Source organism: Bradyrhizobium iriomotense, from assembly GCF_018129405.1.
GTDB classification, from domain to species: domain Bacteria; phylum Pseudomonadota; class Alphaproteobacteria; order Rhizobiales; family Xanthobacteraceae; genus Bradyrhizobium; species Bradyrhizobium iriomotense_B.
Window position 1 is genome coordinate 88105 of sequence record NZ_JAFCLP010000014.1, and the last position, 15070, is coordinate 103174.

Annotated in this window: 12 protein-coding genes; 5 read left to right on the forward strand and 7 right to left on the reverse strand. The window is 64.5% G+C overall.

Translation table 11 applies throughout. The features are described 5' to 3' along the window. Nucleotides 1-66: 66 nt before the first annotated feature. Together JQ592_RS25535 and JQ592_RS25540 are read left to right on the forward strand one after the other, a co-directional pair. Nucleotides 67-1389, forward strand: a complete 1323-nt coding sequence (locus JQ592_RS25535; protein ID WP_211405536.1) for a Spy/CpxP family protein refolding chaperone — start codon at nt 67-69, stop codon at nt 1387-1389. 116 nt (nt 1390-1505) lie between these two features. Further along, nucleotides 1506-1865, forward strand: a complete 360-nt coding sequence (locus JQ592_RS25540) for a hypothetical protein (RefSeq protein WP_211405537.1) — start codon at nt 1506-1508, stop codon at nt 1863-1865. 148 nt (nt 1866-2013) lie between these two features. On the opposite strand, the gene JQ592_RS25545 is transcribed toward JQ592_RS25540, so the two are convergent. The 7 genes from JQ592_RS25545 to JQ592_RS25575 form a co-directional block, all read right to left on the reverse strand. Further along, nucleotides 2014-3105, reverse strand: coding sequence for an ABC transporter ATP-binding protein (locus JQ592_RS25545; RefSeq protein WP_211405538.1), 1092 nt, complete (start codon nt 3103-3105; stop codon nt 2014-2016). A gap of 6 nt (nt 3106-3111) precedes the next feature. Then, nucleotides 3112-3963, reverse strand: coding sequence for a carbohydrate ABC transporter permease (locus JQ592_RS25550; RefSeq protein WP_211405539.1), 852 nt, complete (start codon nt 3961-3963; stop codon nt 3112-3114). 3 nt (nt 3964-3966) lie between these two features. Further along, a complete protein-coding gene (locus JQ592_RS25555) occupies nt 3967-4809 on the reverse strand; it encodes a carbohydrate ABC transporter permease (protein ID WP_349630490.1) in 843 nt (280 codons plus the stop codon). A gap of 154 nt (nt 4810-4963) precedes the next feature. Next, nucleotides 4964-6223, reverse strand: a complete 1260-nt coding sequence (locus JQ592_RS25560) for an ABC transporter substrate-binding protein (protein ID WP_246820660.1) — start codon at nt 6221-6223, stop codon at nt 4964-4966. A 578-nt stretch (nt 6224-6801) separates the two neighbouring features. After that, nucleotides 6802-8481 (reverse strand): SulP family inorganic anion transporter, encoded by a 1680-nt coding sequence (locus JQ592_RS25565; protein ID WP_211405542.1) that lies wholly within the window; start codon nt 8479-8481, stop codon nt 6802-6804. Nucleotides 8482-8720: 239 nt separating this feature from the next. Further along, nucleotides 8721-10208 carry a caspase family protein gene (locus tag JQ592_RS25570; protein ID WP_211405543.1) on the reverse strand — a complete coding sequence of 496 codons (1488 nt, stop codon included), beginning with the start codon at nt 10206-10208 and terminating at the stop codon, nt 8721-8723. Between the two features lie 143 nt (nt 10209-10351). Then, nucleotides 10352-11272 carry a LysR family transcriptional regulator gene (locus JQ592_RS25575; RefSeq protein ID WP_211405544.1) on the reverse strand — a complete coding sequence of 307 codons (921 nt, stop codon included), beginning with the start codon at nt 11270-11272 and terminating at the stop codon, nt 10352-10354. 96 nt (nt 11273-11368) lie between these two features. Here JQ592_RS25575 and JQ592_RS25580 point away from each other — a divergent pair, with 96 nt between their 5' ends. The 3 genes from JQ592_RS25580 to JQ592_RS25590 all read left to right on the forward strand — a co-directional run bounded on the left by JQ592_RS25580 (nt 11369) and on the right by JQ592_RS25590 (nt 15064). After that, nucleotides 11369-11812 (forward strand): DoxX family protein, encoded by a 444-nt coding sequence (locus JQ592_RS25580; protein ID WP_211405545.1) that lies wholly within the window; start codon nt 11369-11371, stop codon nt 11810-11812. A 346-nt stretch (nt 11813-12158) separates the two neighbouring features. Next, nucleotides 12159-13190, forward strand: coding sequence for a TRAP transporter substrate-binding protein (locus JQ592_RS25585; RefSeq protein ID WP_211405546.1), 1032 nt, complete (start codon nt 12159-12161; stop codon nt 13188-13190). A gap of 20 nt (nt 13191-13210) precedes the next feature. Then, the gene (locus JQ592_RS25590) at nt 13211-15064 is read left to right on the forward strand and encodes a TRAP transporter large permease (protein ID WP_211405626.1); all 1854 of its coding nucleotides are present in this window, start codon (nt 13211-13213) and stop codon (nt 15062-15064) included. Nucleotides 15065-15070 lie beyond the last annotated feature (6 nt).

Consider the following 15070-nt stretch of genomic DNA (forward strand, 5'->3'; position numbering starts at 1 on the left):
CCCGCCGGTTCCAATTCCCGACAAATTTCCGATGCCTCATGGCGCGGCTTCTTTCGGGAGGATGTGATGTTGCGACCGGTCATTGGAATTGCCGTGATGGCGCTTGCCTGCATGCTGGCAGGGACGGCTCTGGGCAAGGGCGGTGGTGGTCACGGTGGCGGCCATGGCGGTGGTCACGGCGGCGGGCATGGCGGCCATCATGGCGGTGGCCATCACGGCGGCGGCCATTTCCGTGGCCACGGCTTCGGGCAGGCGCATGGGGGCGGCCATCATGGCGCGATGCGGTTTGCAACCGGCGGCCGACACGGTTCGAATTTCGGTCAGATCCGCAATGCGTCCGTGCGCCCTGCGAACTTCCGCAATGCTCTCAACCTGCATTCCAGCGCTTTCCGCAACGGTCGTCTGATCAGCAACCCGGCAGCGCGGGCGCAGATTGCGGCTGCGGCTGCCTTGGTTGGCTGGCATGGCGCCGGCAATGGATGGTGGCAACATCCAGGCGGCTTCTACGGCTGGGTCGGACCGCTGTTCTGGCCGTTCGCCTATAACGATCTCTACGACTACACGATCTGGGGCGACGGTCTCGGCTTCTGGGGCTACGGCTATCCGGACATCTATGCCGGCCTCTTCGGCCCCTACGGTTATGATGGCCTGTCGGCCTATATGCCGCAGCCCCCGCAGGGCCGGCGGCGGGCCCGAGGTGTTGCGCTGGATCAGCTGTGCGGCAGCGACCGGCGCGCGATCGTCGGTCTCCCGATCGACCAGATCGCCGCGGCGGTGCAGCCGACCGAGGCGCAAGGCGCCAGTCTCGATGCTCTCGGCAATGCCTCGATCGACGCTGCCGCGCTGATCCGCACATCCTGCCCGACGCAGGTCGCGGCGACGGCTCCCGGCCGGCTGGCGTCGATGCAGCAGCGTGTCGAGGCGATGGTGAAAGCCGTCGATCTCGTTCAGCCCACCCTCGACAGGTTCTATGGCTCGCTCACCGACGAGCAGAAGGCGCGGTTCAACGCGCTGGCGGAAGATCAGCGTCGCACAACGACTTCCAACGGCAGCGGGGGAGGATCGCTAGTGCAGACTTGCGCTGCGCCTGCCGCGCTCGATTGGCCTGGCACCGACATCGAGGCCCGGCTTCATCCCAACGACACGCAGCGCGCCGCGCTACAGGTGCTCCAGGATACCAGTGCCAAGGTCGGCGCATCGCTCAAGGCGGCCTGCGAGCCGAGCGACGTGATGACGCCGCCGGCACGAATGGCCGCGGTCCGCAAGCGGCTCGATTTGATGCTCGATGGCATCAAGTCGGTGCGCGCGGCGCTGGAGGATTTCTACGCCACGCTGACTGACGAACAGAAGGCGCAGTTCGAGGCCATCGGACCACGTCGGACGTCCTGAACGCGTATGGAGCGTGACGGAAAAATCGCCTCGCCGATCTCGATGGCCATCTCTATGCTGGAGAAAGGGCTGAAGCGCGGCAAGATGACGGCTCGAAGATCGCGGATGGTGAGGCGATGAAGTGGTTCGCGCGCAGGACGCGACAGGACATCTGGGATGAAGCCATCGAGGCGCCGCTCGGCGACATCGAGGCCGCCGCGCGGATTCGTGCGATTTGCGAGGCGGCGGCCGCGAGCGCGGCGGGGTCTGCGCGCAACGACAAGCACGAAAGCGCGCGCTACGAGCGCGCGGCCAAGGTCGCGATGGAGATCGCGATGAAGATCTCGGATGGACTGATGCGCGATGATGCGGTCCATCGCATCGTCGATCTCTGCATGGAGGCGGGCGATCTCAAGACCGCGCAGATCCTGTTTCGCGCCATCCATGCCAGCTGGATCCGCGAGACCGTGCAGCGGGATTATCCCGTGTTGGCCTAGAGCGTTTTCGAGCGAAGTGGATACCGGTTCGCGTAAAGAAAACGCGTCAAAACAAGAATCCCGAGCCCCGTTCCGATTCCATCGGAACGGAAATGGCTCTAAGGGCGTGAACTCGTAAATCCGGTAAGCGAGGCCCGCATTGCTGGCGTCAGATGGCCGCCTCGGTCTGCGGGTCGAAAACGTGAAGCCTGGAAGGCCGCATGGCAACGCGCAGCTTGTCGCCCACACTCACCCCAGCGGTCGGCTCGACGCTCGCCACCATGATACTCTCGCCCACCTTCATATCGAGCAGGATTTCCGAGCCGAGTTGCTCGACCACCTCAATCACAGCATCGAAGCATGGGTGGCCGAGATCAGCGCCACCCGCCACGGTGAGGTCCTCCGGCCGCACGCCGAGCATGACCTCGCGTCCGATACGGCCGCGCAGCCGCTGCGCGGTCTCGTCCGGCAGCTTGATGCGCAGGCCGGAGTTCTCGGCGATCAGCGATCCGTTCGCCTCGGTCACCGTAACGGCCGCGAAATTCATGGCTGGGGAGCCTATGAAGCCAGCGACGAACTTGTTGGAGGGATGATTATACAGTTCGAGCGGCTCCCCCACTTGCTGCACCACGCCGTCTTTCATGACGACGACCCGGTCACCCAGCGTCATAGCCTCGACCTGATCGTGAGTCACGTAAATGGCTGTGGTGCCGAGACGCAGATGCAGCTTCTTCAGCTCAACGCGCATCTGCACCCGCAGTTTGGCGTCGAGGTTCGACAGTGGTTCGTCGAACAGGAACACGCGGGGGTGGCGCACGATGGCACGGCCTAACGCCACACGTTGACGCTGACCGCCTGAGAGCTGGCGTGGCCTGCGCGTGAGCAATTCGCCGATGCCGAGGATGTCAGCCGCCTCCAGTACGCGCTTGTTGATTTCCGATCTTTCGAATTTACGCATCTTCAGGCCGAATGCCATGTTGTCGTACACGGTCATGTGCGGGTAGAGAGCGTAATTCTGGAACACCATGGCGATGTCGCGGTCCATGGGCGCCAATTCATTGACCACGTTGCCGTCGATGGAGATATCGCCGGAACTGATCGTTTCGAGCCCGGCGATCATCCTGAGCGTCGTCGTCTTGCCACAGCCGGAGGGGCCGACGAACACCATGAACTCCTTGTCGCGGATCTGCAGGTTGACGTCTTTGACGGCGTGCACGCCGTCAAAGAATTTGTTGATCCCCTTGAGGACGACCTGGCCCATTCGCTGTCAGCCCTTCACTGATCCGGTCAATCCCGCGACGTAGTGCTCGACGAAAAACGAATAGGCGATCGCAACCGGTATCGATCCAAGCAGGGCCCCAGCCATCAGCGGCCCCCAGTAGAATACATCGCCGCGGATCAGCTCCGACGTGACGCCGACCGGCACGGTCTTCTGCTCGGGCGAGGACAGGAACACGAGCGCATAGATGAACTCATTCCACGACAGCGTGAAAGCGAAGATGCCGGCCGAGAGGATGCCCGGGATCGCCACCGGGATGACGATATAGAGCATCGCTTGCCAGCGCGAGGCGCCGTCAATGCGCGCGCATTCCTCGAGCTCCTTCGGGACCGCCTTGAAGTAGCCCATCATGATCCAGGTGCAGAATGGAATAAGAAAGGTCGGATAGGTCAGGATCAGTGACCAGGGCGTGTCACCCAGCCGATAATTGCGTATGATCTCAGCCAGCGGAATGAACAGCAACGTCTGAGGCACCAGATAGGTGATGAAGATGGCGGTGCCCAGGCTGCCGGCAAAAGGAAAGTTCAGCCGCGACAGAGCATAGCCGGCGGCTACACCACACACGAGCGAGATGGCGGTTGACGCAAGCGCGATGAATGTCGTGTTCCAGAGCCACGATGCGAACAGCGTCTCCTCGAACAGGTACCTGACATGGTCCGCGGTCGGTTTCCAAGTCCAGAACGGATTGTAGTTGATCGAATTCCACGGCCGGTAAAGCTCTCCGTCCGGCCGCACCGAAGTGATCACCATCCAGTAGAACGGGAACAGCAGGAAAAGCAGGAACAACGCCATCGGGACGTAGAAGAACACCCACTTTCGCCACCTTGCGCCTTCGATCATGGCTCAGCGAACCTCCACGCGGCGGATGTACAGAAGTTGGACGATGACGACCAGAAACAGCACCGGAAACATGGCGAGCGAGATGGCGGCGCCCTCGCTCAAGAGGCCGGTGCCGATTCCGATCTGATAAGCGTAGGTGGCGAACAGGTGCGTTGCGTTGGCCGGTCCGCCGCCCGTCATCACATAAACGATCTGAAAGTCGGCGAACGTCTGAATCACCGAGAACAGCATCACGACCATGGTCACGGGCAGCAGCAGCGGCCAAGTGATGTGCCAGAATCGCTGCCACGGCTTGGCGCCGTCGATGGCGGCGGCCTCGTTGAGTTCAGGGCTGATGGTCTGCAAGCCCGCGAGCAGGCTGATGGCGAAGAACGGCACCCCGCGCCAGATGTTGACGATGATAATCGAGATCATGGCGAGGTCCGGATCGCCCAGCCAATTGATCCGACCGGTGATCAAACCGAGATGGTAGAGGAGCCAATTGAGAACGCTGAACGTCGGGTCGAACATCCACTTCCAGGCGAAGGTCGAGAGCACCGTCGGGATAATGAACGGCAGTAGGATGAAGGCACGGGCAAGCGCCTTGCCACGGAAATTGCGGTTGAGCAGCATGGCCAGCCACAGCCCGAGCCCCAGCTTGAAGACGGTGGTTACACCCGTATAGAGGAAAGTGTTGTAGACGGAGGTGCGAAAGATCCCGTCATTGAAGATCTTGTAAAAGTTGGCGAGGCCGACGAAGTCGCCGGGCATGCCGACACGCGAGCTGGTGACCGACAGCAAGATTCCTCGCATGAAGGGATAAGCAATGAACATGCCGAGTAGCACGATGGTCGGCACCAGCAGCACGAATGCCAGCCAACGCTCGTCCTCGAGCAAACGGTGTCGCCGGGGAGGGGGCGCCTCGCGGAGCGTGGTATCGGAAACCGCGCTTATCGCCATGTTCGATCCTCGTCGGCCGAAAGACTCCTTGCCCCAGGAAAACGGGGAGGGACGGCAAGTCTCAGGCGTAGACCTTCTTGAGCTCGGCCTCTGCCCTCTTCACGGCATCCTCGGCGGGCATGCCTTGGACGGCCTTTGCGTACATATCAATGATGATGTACTTGGTTACGACCTCGGCTGCCTTGCGCGTAGAGGGCCCTTCGTAGCCAGCGAAGCGCCCTGTGCGCGCCGCTTGCTTGTAGGGCAGCATGATCGGGTCGTCGCCCCACAGCTTGTGCTTTTCCCAATCCGTGGTCGGGCCGACCGAGAAGCCCTTCTGGGAGACGAACCACTTGTTGTAGACATCCTTGGAGTGAATCCAGCCAAGGAATTTCTTCGCTGCATCCTGGTTCTTCGAATAACCCATCAGGAGGTTCGAGAACGGGACGTGATAGCTGAACTGCCCGCCGGGGCCCCTGGGCAGCGCGGCGTGCAGGATGTCGTCCTTAAGTTGCCCGCCTGCCTCCGTCTTGTAGGTATCCGGCTTGCGCAGAGCCTCGATGTAGATCGAGGCGCCATTGAGCGTGGCGCTGCACGTCCCGGACAGAAAAGCGCGGTTGTTGTTGGAATCGTCCCAGGCGAGCCCGCCTTCATCGTGGGCGTCCTTCCAGAAGGCGACCATGAACTTCACCGACTCGACCGTTGCTGGGCTGTTCAACACAACCGTCTTGCCGTCTGCTTCGACCTCTTTGCCACCCCAGGACCACAGGTAGGGGTAGGCGAAGGCGGGCGCATCGCCGAAGGTGTGACCCAGCGTTTGGCCGATGGGCCGTCCCTTTGCCTTCAGCTTCTTGCCGGCCTCGCGATACTCTTCCCATGTCTGGGGAAATTTTCCATCCGTGTAGCCGATCTCGGCAAACCAGGACTTTCGGTATGCGATCTGCAGGCCGACAATGCACCACGGCACTGCGATCCATTTCTTGCCGTCATTGGCGACAGCGCGGGATGTATCGTAGAAGCCGCCCTGACTCTTGCCGAGTTCCTCAGCGATGTCGCTGACGTCTATGACGCTCTCGCCGTAAAGTTGCCCCCAATTGTTGAGGACGCAGACGACGTCGGGGCCTGACCCCGACTGGATCGCCGAGGTGATGCGGGCTTGGATGTCGTTGGCGTTGATGGTCTCGATATTGAGCTTTATGCCGAGCGCTTTCTCGCACTCCTTTGCGATTTCGTTGCGCAGCAGCTGATCTGACGCCGGAACGAAGTCGGTCCAGCGCAGCCAGTGCACCGTGGCGGCTTGCGCATAGGCGGGCGCCCTACCAACCGCCAGGATGCCGGCCATGCCGCCGGCAAGCGCGGTACCGCCCTTGAGGACGTTACGTCGGGTTACTGTCGTCATGCATCCCTCCTCGATGTGTCCGAGCTGATGCCCTACGGCCAGTCTTGCGCCGGCTTGGAGTCCCTTTCAGTCGAGTACGTCTCCGTGGTTCAACACATGCGCGCGTTGATGCCTGCGCATTGCATTGGCTCTATGATCATTGGTGGTGTTCCGCTTGCAGCGCCGGGGTGGCCAGTTCGCCGCGAACCAGGGGGCGTTCTTCGCGGTGCAGCGGCGCGATTGCATCGCTCCCAATCGTAACGGCCATACGACCGGCGGCCTGGATCATGTCGGCGCGGCGGCCAGCGCTTGAGCCCTACCGTCATAACGATCCCTCCCGCGCAGCGACGGTATAGCCGCGGCCAAGCGGGTTTTCCCCGTCTTATATGAAGTTCGGTACCGGAAGCTGGCGCGACGTCATTCTCGCCCGTCGCAGCAGGAAATCAAGTGCTAGCTTTGACGCGGAGGCCACGGTCTCGCTCCGTGAACTGGCCGGCGACCAAAAGCATCGCCCCCTTGGGCGGCGGACCGCGTGAAGGCGACTATTTCGCCAGCTTGCGCACCGCTTCGTCCACGCTGTGGAAGACGTGCTCGCGGGGCAGGGCGTCATACAATCTGAAACGCTCGAACGCGTCCTGCGCGCGCACCGATTCCAGCCGTGCCAGCGCGACGGTGACGCCCTGTTCGCTGCACGCCTTGAAGACCTCGAGCAGGATCTGCGCGGCGGTGAAGTCGATCTCGACCATGCCGCTCGCTTCCAGCACCAGGAGTTGCGGCGTCGCCGTGCCGAGCACCCTCGCCACGTCGCTGCGGAAGCCTGGTGCGTTGAGGAACGACAGCGGCGCCTGCAGCCCGATCACGACAACGCCGTCGATGCGCTCGCCGCTGATGTGCGGATGGGCCGGCCACCAGATCGTGGTGCCCGGCACGCGCTCGAACTCGACCAGCCGCGCCCGTGTCGTGCTCCAGATGCCGTGCAGCAGCGACAGCACGATGCCGAGAAACGCGCCCTGCTGGATCGGCAGCACGATGATCAGGGCGGCGGTCGCGACGATCAGCAGGAATTCGCTTCGGGATTGGCGGTAGATCGTCAAGATCTGCTTCGCGCGGACGATGCGCAGCGCGACGAACAGCAGAATGCCGCCGAGCGCCGCGTCCGGAACGTGCTGCAATAGTCCGGTGCCGAATGCGAGCAGCGCCAGCACGATTGCCGCCGCCGCAAGCCCCGCGAGCTGCGATTGTCCGCCGGTCTCGGCGACGATCCCCGTGCGCGGCGGGCTGGCATTGACCGGAAACGCGCCGAACAGGCCGGACAGCACGCTGCCGGCGCCTGCGCCGAGGAAGTCGCGGTCGACGTCGGCAGGCTTGTCGGGATCGGACGGGAACGAGCGCGTGGTCGCGGCGGTCTGCACCATCACCACGACCGTGATCACGAAGGCGAGCGATACCAGATGCACCCAATGCTCCGGCGCAAGCTCGGGCAAGGTGAGCCGCGGCAGCGTCCCCGGCACGCTGCCGACGACGCTGACGCCCTTGCTTTCGAGGCCGAGACCGATCACGGCCAGCGTCGCAGCGGCGAGCCCGATCAGCGCGCCTGGAATCTTCGCGCTGATTGTCTCGGAGACGAAGACCGTCGCGAGCACGCCGAGGCCGATGCACAGCGTGAAGGGATTGCTGCGGCTAAGCTCGCCGGCGAGCACGCCGATGCGATCGAGCGTCGGCCCGCTCGGCGACTTCAGTCCCAGCACGCCGGGCAATTGCGACACGATGATGTGAACGGAGATGCCGGCGAGAAAGCCCACCATGACCGGCACCGACAGGAGGTTGGCGATGCCGCCAAGGCGGAAGGCGCCGCCGGCAAGCATCATCGCGCCGACCATCAGCGCCAGCGCAACCGCGTAACCCTGATATTCCGGCGAGCCAGCCGCGGCGAGCGCCGCAAGCCCGCCGGCGAAGATCGGCGTGATCGTGGAGTCGGCGCCGCAGGAGAGAAAGCGGTTGCTGCCGAGCAGCGCGAAGCCGAGCGAGCCGGCCATGAACGCGAAGAAGCCGATCTGCGGCGCAAAACCGCCGAGCCGCGCCGTGGCCATCTGCTCGGGGATCGCAATCGCCGCCAGCGTCAGCCCCGCCATCAGGTCGCCCGGCAGCGAATAGGAGGCGAGCGAACGGAACAGCGGCCATGCGTGCTCATTTGAGCTCTTGGCGTCGGCGTCGTGCGGCATCGAGGTCCCCGGAAAGCCTGTGTCGGTCGATTAGACTACAGCATTTCCGGATTGGAAGGCGGTAGACGCAATCTCTCTACATCCGTCGTCATTGCGAGCGAAGCGAAGCAATCCAGAATCTTTCCGCGGTGGGACTCTGGATTGCTTCGCGGAGCCTGTCATCGGGCCGCGCTTCGCGCGGACCCGTTGGCTCGCAATGACGGAGGACATATCTGTCCTCCGTATCGCGTGAGGTCCTCTCAGTACCGGCCACGGTCGTTGTGATAATCGCCGCCGCGGCCGCCACCACCCAGGCCCATACCGATGCCAATCCCAAGGCCGATGCCCTGCATCACGGCGGCAGGAGGCGGGCCGCGATCCGGCGGCGGTGCGCGCTCGTAGACCACGTCTTCAGGCGGCGGCCGGCGCGGCTTCGGCGGCGTCTCGACCACCTTGCGCTTCGGCGGCGTGTCGTCGACGCGCTTCTTGATGATTGGCGCCACGGCCGGGTTGACGGGGCTCGCCGGAGGCGTGGGCGTCGAGCACGGGCAGGTCGGCGCCATCGCGACGGCAACCGGAGCGGGGGCGGCCGCCGCAGCCACGGGCAGCGCATAGTTGCGGTTCTGCACGCGGAGCAGCAGCCTGCGCGCGGTTGCCGCGAGATCGCTGTTGTCCCAGTTCGCGAGGTATGCCTCGAACGAGGCGCGGGTGTTGATCGCGACCGCGCGCTCCCAGGCCAGCATCTGGCGCCGGCGCTCCACCACCGTGCGCAGGCGCGGCGTGCGGGCGTCCTGCGTGTAGAGCTCGATATAGGCCTGATACGCCTCCACGGTGTCGTCCGCGATCACGAGTTCATAGGCGGCCCTCGGCTCCTTGCCCTGCAAATCCTTGCGCCAATCGGCGACGCTGCGCGTGCCGCTGGCGAGCGCCATGGCGGAGGCGCCCGGCAGAGCAGGCTGACCACTGCTCTCGCCGCCGAAGAACCTGAAATCGGTCGTCAGCGACGAGCTTTCCCAGGGGATCTGCCGTCCGTCGGTCGATTGCGCCACCGCGACGCGGATGCGCTTGAACACCTCCTCGATCGGCAGATTGGGCTGCTTGGCGATGGTCAGCGCGGCCGTGGTGTAGGGGCTGTCGATGCCGTTGCCGTCCTCGGCTTCGGCGCCGGGTGAGGTCGAATAGGAAATGAAGGAACCGGGCGCGCCGGCCTTGGTGTCGACGATCGCAAGCCCGTGGCCGGCGCCGCCGAGCGCGGGGAACGGGTTGTTGCGGCAGGCATCGAGCATGAAGATGCGCGCCCGCGTCGGCAGCGCGCCGAGCGTGTTGAGCATGTCGTTCAGCCGCACGCCCTGGAGCGGAATGTCGGCCTCGCGCTTGGGATCGAGGTCGACGGGCACGAGATAGTTCTCGCCGTCGATCTGAAGCCCGTGGCCGGCATAGAACACCAGCGCGACGGTGTCGGCGCCGCTGGCGCTGACCTTGCCGGCGAAGTCCGAGATCGCGGCGCGCATCTCGTTTTGACCGAGGTTGGCTGCCGACGTGACGGTGAAGCCGGCATTGCCGAGCAGCTCCGTCATGCCCTTGGCATCGTTGGCGGCGTTGGGCAGTTCCGGCACGGTGCGATAGGCGGACTGGCCGATCACCAGCGCAAGCCGCGCTTCAGCCGCGGCATCGGTCGGCATCGTCAGTTGTGTGAGAGCAAGAAGGCCGGACGCAAGCAGCAAATTGGAAAGGACTGGACGGCGCATGATGTCACCTCCATCGGCAATGCGCGCGATGATGCCACCTTTTCTACGTCCGGACCATGACGCCGTCTGTGCGCTGGCTCACGCTTGGCGTGCGACAAATCGGGCAGGATGTCTGCCCGGCTGGCGCGTCCGGCCGTAGCGCGTCACGGCAGTCCGCGGTCCCAGGGCGTCACGGGTGCAAAGCGCGCCGCGAGAAAGTCGATGAAGGCGCGCACCTTGGCCGGCGGGCGGCGGTCGGGCAGGTAGACCGCATGCACCGCCGACGTCTGGATCTCGGGCTGGTCGAGCGGAAGCGCGACGAGCGCGCCTGAGCGCAGATCGTCGGCGATGATGAAGGTGGGCTGTCGCGCGAGGCCAAGGCCGGCCAGCGTTGCCGCGCGCAGCGCATCGCCATTGTTGGCCCGCAAGGTGCCGCTGACCTGGACGCGGATCTCGCCCTCGACGCCGAACAGCCATTCCGCCGCGCTCGCCTGCTGCGAGAGCGTGTAGCCGAGGCAATTGTGCCCGGCGAGGTCGGCGACGGTGCGCGGCGTGCCGTGCCTGGCGAGATAGGAAGGTGCGGCACAGACCACGAGGCGGTTCGGCGCGAGCTTTCGGGCCACCATGCTGGAGTCGCGCAAGCTGCCGATGCGGATCGCGAGGTCCCAGCCTTCCTCGGCGAGGTCGACGAGGCGATCGTTGAGACCGAGCTCGACGGTGACCTCGGGATGGGCTGCCGAAAACTCCGCGATCGCAGGCGCAATCTGCCTTGTGCCGAACACGACGGGGACGTTGACGCGCAGCAGCCCGCGCGGCTCGACGCGTTCGCGCGCGATCGCGGCGTCGGCGGTCTCCATGTCGGCGAGGATGCGCTCGGCGGATTCCAGATAGCTCCGTCCGGCCTCGGTGATGGAGAGCCGCCGGGTGGTGCGGTGGAACAGTTTTGTGCCGAGCCGCACCTCCAGCGAGGCGACATGCTTGGTCACCATGGTCTGCGACAGGCCCATGGCCCGGGCCGCGCCGGAGAGGCTGCCGGCCGCGGCGACTTTCGCGAAGACCTCAAGGCTGGTCAGACGGTCGAGCAAACCTATCTCACTCTACAGGTGTGAAGTATATTTCGAAAATAGCAGATTATCATCGAACTGAGAATAGATCATGTTGCGCCGCAAAGGAGACCCGCCATGATCGATTCCCGTACCGCCCCGTACGCCGCGCTGGTGCTGCGCGTGACCCTGGGCGCGCTGTTCCTCGCCCATGCCAGCCTGAAGCTGTTCGTGTTCACCCCGGCTGGCACCGCAAAGTTCTTCGGCAGCCTCGGCTTCCCGCCCGAGCTCGCCTATCTCATCATGACCGTGGAAGTGCTGAGCGGCGTCGCGCTGATCCTCGGCGTCTGGACCCGCTATGCGGCACTGGCCGGAATCCCGATCCTGCTCGGTGCGATCTTCACGGTGCACGGCGCGGCCGGCTTCTTCTTCACCAATCCCAAGGGCGGTTGGGAATTTCCCGCCTTCTGGGCGATCGCGCTCGCGGCGCAGGCCCTGCTCGGCGACGGCGCCTGCGCGCTGCGTCCCTCGCGTGATGTCCAGGCTGCGGGCGGCCAGCTCAGCGCCGCGCATTCGCGCTGACATCACTGCATTCGCTCAAGCCTTTAGAGCCGCGGGATCACGATCCCGCGGCTTTCGTTCGTCTGCTTCGTACCAATCCAATCAATATGCGTTCGGCATTGATCCATACCTGAATTGGATCGATCCCTCTCAATCCTGCATGGCAGGACTGCCGTGCGGGATGCGCGAAAACACCGATAAATAAAGGCGTTCCGTCGCGGTTTCTGCAGAGCGCCTGTCGCTCGCGCCATCGCGACGCCGCCGGCCGCATCCCTTGCCTGTGTCGTCGCTTTGGCCATACAGTCGAGCCAACACGCCGCGGCAACGATCGCGGCTGCAAGAAGAATAATTGGGGAGAGACCGCACCATGACCATCGTGCCCGTGAACCGTCGCGCGTTCATCAAGTCATCGGCGGCGGTCACCGCCGGCCTCGTGCTCTCTCCCGCGATCATCGGCCGCGCCGAAGCTGCGACGCTGAAGCTGAAATGCTCCTCCTCGCTGCCGAACGATCCCAAATACGCCAATGGCCGCGTCTATTACGACAACCTCGTCAAGAATTTGAAGGGCAACGGGCTCGGCGAGCAGGTCGAGGTCGCCTTCTTCCCGGACAACCAGCTCGGCCAGGAAATCGACGTCATCAATTCCGTAAAGCTCGGCGTCATCGACCTCATGGTGTCGGGCTCGTCGATCTCGGCCAACCTGGTGCCGCTGGTCGGCACCTTCGACCTCGGCTTCCTGTTCTCGAGCTTCCCGCAGCAGACCAAGGCGTTCGATTCCGGCGCCGCCAAGCCGATCGAGGACGCCCTGCTCAAGGGCGGCAACATCCGCATCATTGCCTGGGCCTATAATTTCGGCTCGCGCAGCGTGCTGGCGAAGAAGCCGGTGAAGACGCCGGAGGATCTCGCCGGGCTCAAGATCCGCACCCTGCCGAACCCCGTCATCACCGAATGCCTGCGCCTGATGGGCGCGGCCGCAACGCCGCTGGCGTTCGGCGAGATCTACACGGCCTTGCAGGCCGGCGTGCTGGACGGACTCGAGCACGACCCGCCGACGATCCTGGCCAGCAAGTTCTTCGAGACGGCAAAATCCTATGCGCTGACGCAGCACAATTTCTCGCCGCTCGCGATCTATTTCAGCGACATGACCTACAACCGCATGGATCCGAAGCTGCGCGAGGGCTTCCTCGATGCCGCGAAGAAGGCCGCGGTCGACACCCGCGCCCACGGGCTCGCGGTCGAGAAGGAGGCGCTGGCGGCCTTGACCGAGAAGGGTGTGACGGTGGCCGAATGCGACCGCGAAGCCTTCAAGAAGCGCGTCGCGCCTCAATACGAGAACTTCATCAAGGCGCGGCCGGAATCCAAGCCGGTCATCGACATGATCCGCGCGACGCAAGCCTGATGGCCAAGTCAGAAATGGCGATGACAGCCGCCGTGCCCCTCTCGGGCGGCCGCCACGGCAGCATGGCACTTCTGCTTCGCGTCAGCGACGCGATCGCGGCCATGCTGCTCGCCGCCGACCTCGTGGTCGTCTGTGTGTCCGTGCTGTTGCGCTTCTTCTTCAATGCGCCGGTCGAATGGTCCGACGACGTCGCGCGCGGATTGATGGTCGGCTCGGCCTTCTTCGGCGCGGCGAGCGCGCTCGCGCGCGGCGAGAATGTCGGCGTGTCCTTCTTCCGCGATCTCCTGCCGGCGCGGCTGCGCACGCTGGTCGATGCCGCCAGCGCGCTTCTGATCGTGCTGATCTCCGGCTACGTCGCCTATCACGCCATCAAGCTGGGCTCGCTGACGGCGGGACAGACCACCGGCTCCGGCCTGCCGCTGGAGCTGACCTTCTACCCGATGGGCATCGGCGCGCTGTTCATGACGGTGTTCGCGATCGACCATCTCTGCGCGCGGCCGCTTCCTGATATCGTCAGGGGCCTGGTCGCGATCATCGTCGTGAGCGGCCTTTATCTCGCCTGGGATTATCTGTCGCCGGCCTCGGTGCCGTCGGCGGGCACCTTGATGCTGATCGGCTTCTTCGCGACCCTGTTCGGCGGATTGCCGATCGGCTTTGCGCTGGCGCTGGCCGCGCTGATCTTCATCTGGGTCGAGGGCGCGCTGCCCGGCGTGATCTTCGCCCAGCAGATGGCGCGCGGTATCGACAATTTCGTGCTGCTCGCGATCCCGTTCTTCATCCTCGTCGGCTACCTCATGGAAGCCAACGGCATGTCGGTGCGCCTGATCGAGCTGCTGCAGCGCGCGGTGGGGCGGATGCGCGGCGGCCTCAACGTCGTGATGGTGGCCTCGATGGTGCTGTTCTCGGGCATATCAGGGTCGAAGATGGCCGATGTCGCCGCGGTCGGCTCGGTGCTGATCCCGGCGGCGCGCCGCTCCAGGCAAAATCCAGGCGGCGCGGTGGCGCTGCTCGCGGCCTCCGCGGTGATGGCGGAAACCATTCCGCCCTGCATCAACCTGATCATCCTCGGCTTCGTCGCCAACCTGTCGATCGGCGGTCTGTTCGTCGCAGGCCTGTTGCCGTCGGCGCTGATGGCGGCTGTCCTCATCGCGGTCTCCATCATCTTCGGCAAGCGGCCGATGGCGGCGGCGGACGTCGAGCCGCAACTGCCGGTATCGGGTCTGTGGAGCGGCGCGATCGCCTCGTTCGGCCTGATCTTCATGATCTTCTTCGGCTTCAAGAGCGGCTTTGCCACGGCAACCGAAATCTCCGCCTTTGCCGTGGCCTATGCGCTGGTCGTCGGCAGCGTGGTGTTCCGTGAGCTCAGCTTCAGGACGGCCGCGCACAGCTTTGTCCAGGCCGCGACGCGCGCGGGCCTCGTACTCTTCATCGTCGCTGCCGCGCAGTCGCTCGCCTTCACGCTGACCCTGCAGCAGGTGCCGCACGCGGTCGGCGATTTCATGCTGGGGCTGTCGAAGACCTCAGGCGTCTGGCTGTTCATCCTGCTCGCCATCGTCGTGCTGATCGTGATGGGCTCGGTGCTGGAGGGCGCCGCCGCACTGATCATCTTCGGGCCGCTGCTCTTGCCGGTGGCGGTGCAGCTCGGCGTCGATCCCCTGCATTTCGGTGTCGTGCTGGTCATCGCGATGGGCATCGGCCTGTTCGCTCCGCCGCTCGGGCTCGGGCTCTACGGCGCCTGTCTGATCGGCAACGTCCCGATCGAGCAGACGGTGAAGCCGATCATGGGCTATCTGGGCTTGCTGTTCCTCTGCCTGCTCGTCATCGCCTTCGTGCCATGGCTCTCGACCGCGCTGCCGCGGGCATTCGGCTACTGAAGGAGT

What these genes read in the sequence shown, in the direction of transcription:
- JQ592_RS25570 (WP_211405543.1), bottom strand. Translation starts at nt 10,208, where the DNA reads ATGCGCCGTCCAGTCCTTTCCAATTTGCTGCTTGCGTCCGGCCTTCTT.
- JQ592_RS25540 (WP_211405537.1), top strand. Translation starts at nt 1,506, where the DNA reads ATGAAGTGGTTCGCGCGCAGGACGCGACAGGACATCTGGGATGAAGCC.
- JQ592_RS25565 (WP_211405542.1), bottom strand. Translation starts at nt 8,481, where the DNA reads ATGCCGCACGACGCCGACGCCAAGAGCTCAAATGAGCACGCATGGCCG.
- JQ592_RS25545 (WP_211405538.1), bottom strand. Translation starts at nt 3,105, where the DNA reads ATGGGCCAGGTCGTCCTCAAGGGGATCAACAAATTCTTTGACGGCGTG.
- JQ592_RS25550 (WP_211405539.1), bottom strand. Translation starts at nt 3,963, where the DNA reads ATGATCGAAGGCGCAAGGTGGCGAAAGTGGGTGTTCTTCTACGTCCCG.
- JQ592_RS25585 (WP_211405546.1), top strand. Translation starts at nt 12,159, where the DNA reads ATGACCATCGTGCCCGTGAACCGTCGCGCGTTCATCAAGTCATCGGCG.
- JQ592_RS25590 (WP_211405626.1), top strand. Translation starts at nt 13,211, where the DNA reads ATGACAGCCGCCGTGCCCCTCTCGGGCGGCCGCCACGGCAGCATGGCA.
- JQ592_RS25535 (WP_211405536.1), top strand. Translation starts at nt 67, where the DNA reads ATGTTGCGACCGGTCATTGGAATTGCCGTGATGGCGCTTGCCTGCATG.
- JQ592_RS25580 (WP_211405545.1), top strand. Translation starts at nt 11,369, where the DNA reads ATGATCGATTCCCGTACCGCCCCGTACGCCGCGCTGGTGCTGCGCGTG.
- JQ592_RS25560 (WP_246820660.1), bottom strand. Translation starts at nt 6,223, where the DNA reads ATGGCCGGCATCCTGGCGGTTGGTAGGGCGCCCGCCTATGCGCAAGCC.